Annotated in this window: 3 protein-coding genes; 1 reads left to right on the top strand and 2 read right to left on the bottom strand. The window is 58.9% G+C overall.

Annotated elements, in window-relative coordinates; all coding sequences use genetic code 11:
* Positions 1–618 precede the first annotated feature (618 nt).
* The gene (locus ACN0X0_RS23020) at positions 619–3699 is read right to left on the bottom strand and encodes an AAA family ATPase (RefSeq protein WP_417281141.1); all 3081 of its coding nucleotides are present in this window, start codon (positions 3697–3699) and stop codon (positions 619–621) included.
* Complete coding sequence (locus ACN0X0_RS23015; protein ID WP_417281140.1) at positions 3696–4832, bottom strand: exonuclease SbcCD subunit D; 1137 nt, start codon at positions 4830–4832, stop codon at positions 3696–3698. The genes ACN0X0_RS23020 and ACN0X0_RS23015 overlap by 4 nt, the downstream gene beginning before the upstream one ends.
* Positions 4833–4904: 72 nt before the next feature.
* Here ACN0X0_RS23015 and ACN0X0_RS23010 point away from each other — a divergent pair, with 72 nt between their 5' ends.
* Positions 4905–5696 carry a hypothetical protein gene (locus ACN0X0_RS23010; RefSeq protein WP_417281139.1) on the top strand — a complete coding sequence of 264 codons (792 nt, stop codon included), beginning with the start codon at positions 4905–4907 and terminating at the stop codon, positions 5694–5696.
* Positions 5697–6020: the final 324 nt, after the last annotated feature.

Below are 6020 nucleotides of genomic sequence, written 5' to 3'. Positions count from 1 at the left end.
GACAGAGTGGCCTTTGGTGTCGGCCCCGATGGCGGAGGCCCTAACAGGCGCAAGTCGCGCGGCTGTTCAAAGGAACCTCGCATGGATGGAAGAGCGAGGCCTGATCCGAGAAGTGACGCAACAAGGACGATTCAGAATGTGGCGGATCAAGGACTAAACCGTTGTGATCAGATCCAGCGACAGGGACCTGCTCGGTTCATTGAGGGCGGAGCGTTTGCCGCCAATACTTACGTTCATCGATGCCGCCAAAGGGTCGTGGTTTGAACATCGACCTAAGTGTTTTGGTCAGAATCGCTCTGTGTGATCCGACAACGAGCTATGGCAGGCTTTCGAAAAGATCCGGTGTCTCCTCGTCGCGCCGCCTGCTCAGACCCTCGCCAAGATGCAGGCAAGGGTGCTTAATTCGTGTCAGGCCTTTGCCGCCCTCAAAATGGACCCACCCTCCTCTGGGCATGCCCACGCTTACGATCAGCGCCCCACATGTTGGACAACTCCGCCTGAACGATGCGCCCCTCTTGCTTTCACGATCACCCCGAACTGCCCAACCGCCGCGGACGGATACCGTGCGCCCTGACGACAGACGGCGGGTGTGTGCCTTCCGGTAATACCAGCGGTCCGTCATCCCATACCCCTTCTTGCCTCGACCCGGCTGCCGCTTGGGGTCGAGCGCACGTAAAAGCCTTGTGGAATAGCCTCCTGCACCAGCCCGACGTGCGAGATCAGGCCGACGGCCCGGCTGCCCTCTGTCAACGCAGCAAGAACTTGGATCACTTGATCCAGCGTGCCCGCCCCATTCTCGGTGTCGAGGCTTCCGAAGCCTTCATCGATAAAAATTGTGTCCATCCGGATCTTGCCCGAAAGGCTCTCGACCACATCAGCTAGCCCAAGCGCGAGGGCCAATGCCGCGATAAAGGTTTCCCCGCCTGACAGCGTTGCTGTCGGGCGCGCCTTGCCGGTGTTGATGTCGAAGACCTCGATTTCGAGCCCACGCTTGCCGCGACCGCCGGATGCCTCGAGCCCACGCGTTAGCCGGTAGCGACCACGTGTCATAGGGTCGAGCCTCATATTCGCCGCCTCGAGAACCTGGTCGAACATTGCTCCGATCGCGAAGGTCTCGAGTGTCATCTTGAAATCGTTCTTGCCGTTAGCCAGATCAGCCAGCCCCCGGAGCGGACCGGTCTCAGTTTCAAGCCGCTCGGTCTCGGTCAGAGCCGCAGCAAGCGATTCCTTGAATTTGGTCAGTGACGATACATCCGTTCTCGCTGTGGCAAGTGCAGCGTTGGCCGCGTTCAAGGTCTGGGTGGCGTCTGCCAGCGCCAGCTGAAGCGGGGCAAGATCCGGGCGTTCACGATCTGCGCAAGCGGCTATGGCGTTCTGCAATGTCGTGCGAGCAGCGATCAATCCATCGCGGTGATCGGTCACCTTCTTGCGGTCGGCGTCTAGAGTCGGGAAATGGCTCTTGCAAGCATCATATCCCGCTTTGTCCAGCCCAACCTCGGTAAGCCGAGCGTCAAAATCACCTTGGGCCTTTTTCACGCGCTGTTGCTGCGCATCGCGCGCCCGCTTTGCTGCTTCAAGCTGCTCGTGCGCACGGGTGAGCGTTTCACTGGCGGCTCGGTCCTGTTGCGTCGCCACTTCCAGCGCTTCAGAGAGTTGCCTTTGCTCTCTCTGCAAAGCCTCCCGTCGAGCGACAACCGCCTCGGGCGTGCGCAGACCTTCCGGCAGAGCTTCGATCACTGTGTCCAGCTTGGCGCGCGCGCCGGCAAGAGCGGTCTCGGCCTTTCCTGCAGCGGTGCGCGCCGTAGCCTCGACAGCTTCCGCCTCAGTCAGTTTCAGCTTGAGTTGAGCCAACTGCTCCGCCATCGCGTCTAAATCGACCGCTTCTCCAAGCCCGGCGACGTCGCCTTCAAGCCGTGCGATTTCAGCTTCGAGTTCCACCAATGTGCGCTCAGGACTTTCCTGTTCCTCAAGCGCCCGCTTCTTTTCGTCGAGCCGGATTCGAAAATTGCCGAGTTCGCTTTCGGCCCGAACTCTGGCTTCGGACGCAGTTCTTGCCAGAACCTGCGCGCTCCGAAATGCTTCGGTCAAACCAGATTGTTCGGGCGTACCATGGGCGGGCGTAGGATGATCACGAGAACCACAGACAGGGCAGGGCGCTCCTTCGGTCAACTTTTCGGCCAGAATGATCGCTTGCGTGCGCGAAAGCCGTGCCTCGGCTTCTAGCAAGCCCGCGTCAGCGGCTCGTGCAGCGTCAGTTCTTGTCGCCAGTTCGTTCGATGCCTCATCGACATTTCGTTGAGCATCCGCGACAGCTTCTTGCGCCTTAGCATACGCCGCTGCCTTGACCCTTTCTCGGTTGACCTCGGCCAGCTCACCGGTCCGCTGGCCTCGCTCCGTTTCGGTCTTTCGCGCTTGATCAAGCGCCAGATCGGTCGCATCGCGCTGAGACTTGAACTTCTCTCGGGCATCTATGGCCTCGGTCAGAGCCTTCTTCGCTGAAGCTTCGTCCTTCGCAGCGTCGTCAAACGCGCTTCTAAGAGCCGCTGCTTGACCGACCTGGTTCTCGATTGCCTCCAACCTTGTCAGGTCAGCCTGAACTTGCTGCCGCCGGTCCTCGCCCGACTGTGCCTCAACAAGTTTTTTTCCCGCCACCTCCTTCGCGCCAGTGGCGATGTCTAGTTCCGCCTCGACCTTTGTGACTGCCTCCACCGCATTCCGGCTTTCCTGCTCCGCATCGCGCAAAGCCGTCTCAAGATCACGGGCCTGCATGGCATTCCGGACAGCCTCAATGCGCTTGGCCAGTTCTTCGACCTCGCCCGTTTTCTTTTCTAGATCATCGATTGCCTGCTGTGCCGTGTCGACAGCAGAAAATGCTTTCTCGATTTGCTCGCCTTCGGTCAGAGCTTTGCGCGCGGCTTCGGTAGCCATCGCCGCGCCGTTCTGAATTCCCTGCTTTTCTTCGACTTTTGTTTCGGCTGCGGCAATCCCGAGTTCTAGCGCCTCCGCGCTCTCAAAACCACGTTCCTCGAGTCGAGCCACGTAGAGAGCGCGCTGGTCGCGCAACGCTCGCTCTGCCTCTGAGGCTTCTTCTTTCAGCCGTGCGGCGAGATCGCGATAGATCTTCACGTCGAAGAGATCCCGCAATATTTCGACCCGCGCATCCGTTTTTGCGACCAAGAACGTTTCGAACTTGCCTTGCGGTAAGAGCACGATCTGTCGAAACTGATCTGCCCCGTAGCCAAGCAGCGCCTCGATTTGCTGCCCAACTAGCGAGACCTTCTTTTCCGCAATTACACGGCCAGACTGACCCGGACCAAGAGTTTCCACCGGAATCCCGGTGACGTCGAATAACGAGGCTTCCGCCGCGTCCTCAGTGGTCCCTTCACCGCGTGCCTTCGGACGTTCCTGCGCCGGACGACGACGGATCAGGTAGGTCTTGGCGCCCAGCTCAAAGACAAATTCGACTTCGGTAGATAGATCCGACGCGGCGTGATCCGAGCGTAGTGAACGTGGTTCCTGATCAGTCTTGGTCGGCGCCCCGAATAGCGCGAAGGACATCGCCGAAAACAGCGTCGACTTTCCCGCGCCGGTCTGACCATAGATTCCAAACAGACCCGTCTCCAGCGCGGACCGGAAATCGACTACCTCGGTTGTCGCAAATGGCCCGAAGGCTTGAAGCGATAGGCGAATGGGTCTCATGTCTGCTCCTCCCCGGAGGCTACTGCGTGGAGCTTTTCCGCGACGATCGCGACTTCGGTGGCGTTTGGTTCCCGGCCGCGCACAACCTTCACGAAGTCGCCAATCATCTCGATCGGCGTGACCGCGGCCCGCCCGCTGCCGAGCGCCTTGGTCTCTGCCGCGCGCTCCTGCCGGGCATAGGCCAGATGGCAAGCATTGGGATAGGTCGCGCGTAACCGCTTCATTGGATCGATCAGAGGGCTTTCATCCGTCAGGATAGCCTGGATGAAGTCATCAGACGGCGTTCCTTCCAGAAGATCCGAGAATGCCCCGGTAAGCGAGCGAACCTGCCGGATCGGTCGGAACGGTACGATGCGGATCTCGACCCCTTCAGCTTTCAGATCGACGACAGTCATGGATTTTTCGTTTCCCACCTCGTCGAAACCGAAAGCGAGCGGTGCGCCGGAGTAACGAATATGGCTCGCGCCCACTTCCTGCGGCTTGTGCAAATGCCCCAGTGCAACATAGTCCGCCCCATCGAAGACATCGGAGGGAACAGTTTCGATGCCTCCGACTCGCGTCAGGGCGCGCTCGGTCTCGCCGACCGCACCCCCCGCGACGAAAGCATGGGCCACGACGACCCAACGCGCCCCATCAGGCACCTGCCCCCTCGCCGCAGCGATCTGGGCGGCAACTACCTCCGCCGGCGCATTAATGCTTTCATCCCCGAACACCTCGCGTGCGGCGTATTCATAGGAAAAAGGCAGTGCGGAAAAGGCGACCTCGCCATGCGCGTCACGCAGCACCAGCGGCGCTTCCACCGCATCAGCAATCCCGCGCACCAGCACACGAGACGCGGTGGAAAAGACAGACATTGCCTCGATCCGGTCGCCAGAATCGTGGTTTCCAGAGATCATAACCACAGCGGCTTCGGTCTCCTCTGCCACGCGTTTGAGGAAGCGATTGAACTGCCGGATCGACGAATTGGGCGGCGAGGCACGGTCAAAAACGTCCCCGGCGATGACAAGAACATCGGCCCGTTCGGCCACAAGCGTTTCAAGGATCTGACCCAGGATAACCTCATGATCCTCCTCGAGGCTCAACCCCATGAACTGCCGCCCCAAGTGCAGATCTGCCGTATGAAGTATTCGCATTAGATCAATCCATTTTCTATACGTATAGTAAATGTATGGACTATGCGAGCGGAGTCAAGTATTACTCGGCGTATGAGCCTAAAAGCCCTCAAGCACGCGCAACGTGAGCGTATTTTGTTCCTCGACCAATGTCTGACCTGGAGAGGTCAGGCGAACCGCCGCGACTTGATCGAACGCTTCAATATCTCGATGGCACAGGCTGCCGTTGACTTTCGAACCTATCTTTCTCTGACGAATACGCCGCCAATCTACGATGCCGCAGAAAAGGCCTATTTCTCGACCGGCGACCACTGCGCATTGACTGAGGCTGGCCCGGAACAAGTTTTCGAATTACTTGATGGCAAGGCGACATCGCTTGGCGCGAGCATCCCGCTTCCCACTCGCGTGATGGATTCCACCGTTGTCGCACAGCTCTACCGCGCCAAGATGGGCGAACGCGACATCCAGATTGCTTACACCTCGATGACAAGCGGCCTATCCGACCCGCAGTGGATCAGTCCAGTTCAGTTTCATTTTGACGGAGAGGCAATTTATCTCCGCGCCTGGAGCTATAATCACGAGGCGTACCGCGATTATCTCCCAATACGAATAACGAAACAAACTGAGATGAAAACGCGGGAGCGGCCTGCTCCCCTGCCTTTTGACACGGACTGGAACAGCTTGGTGCGCCTGTGGATACGTCCGCGTTCAGATCTATCTGATGCACAAGCGCGAGCCGTCCGGCTGGAGTACGGCTTTGACGACAAGACGCATTTACTGATCGAAACTCGCAAGGCGCTCGTGTTTTATGTCGTTAAAAGATGGCGACTCAACCAGGAGACTGCGCGGCTCGAGTTGGAAATGACGGAACAGTTGGATACCTGAACCAGCTTTTCAGAACCAACTCCGAAACCTCCCGCAAGCTGTTCACGCAGTCCCTACCACATCTCTAGGCCCGCCCCCCGAATTTACCCATCCAGGGGTCCTTCAAGCGCAGAGAGCGCTCCTTGATACAATCGCGCACCGCCGCCAGCGGATCATCTGGATATTTCCCCTGCCAACACCGCTCTTCCGTGCACCGCCAAAGTTGCTGAAAACCTCTGGCACCCAAACTTGCGGATCACATCGAGTACCCGCGCTTCGTAGGCAGCGTGTCCGATCAAGCGACACAAGTCGGACGCGTGGAACTGGCGGTTCGCAGTTGGTGCG

Origin of the sequence: Celeribacter sp., assembly GCF_048270365.1 — a bacterium.
In the GTDB taxonomy this organism is placed as follows: Bacteria; Pseudomonadota; Alphaproteobacteria; order Rhodobacterales; family Rhodobacteraceae; genus Celeribacter.
The sequence above is the reverse complement of the archived record's forward strand: the minus strand, read 5'-3'. Positions and strand labels throughout refer to the sequence as shown.

Excerpts from the sequence above, each read along its gene's own strand:
- ACN0X0_RS23015 (WP_417281140.1), bottom strand. The coding sequence starts at position 4,832 with ATGCGAATACTTCATACGGCAGATCTGCACTTGGGGCGGCAGTTCATG.
- ACN0X0_RS23020 (WP_417281141.1), bottom strand. The coding sequence starts at position 3,699 with ATGAGACCCATTCGCCTATCGCTTCAAGCCTTCGGGCCATTTGCGACA.
- ACN0X0_RS23010 (WP_417281139.1), top strand. The coding sequence starts at position 4,905 with ATGAGCCTAAAAGCCCTCAAGCACGCGCAACGTGAGCGTATTTTGTTC.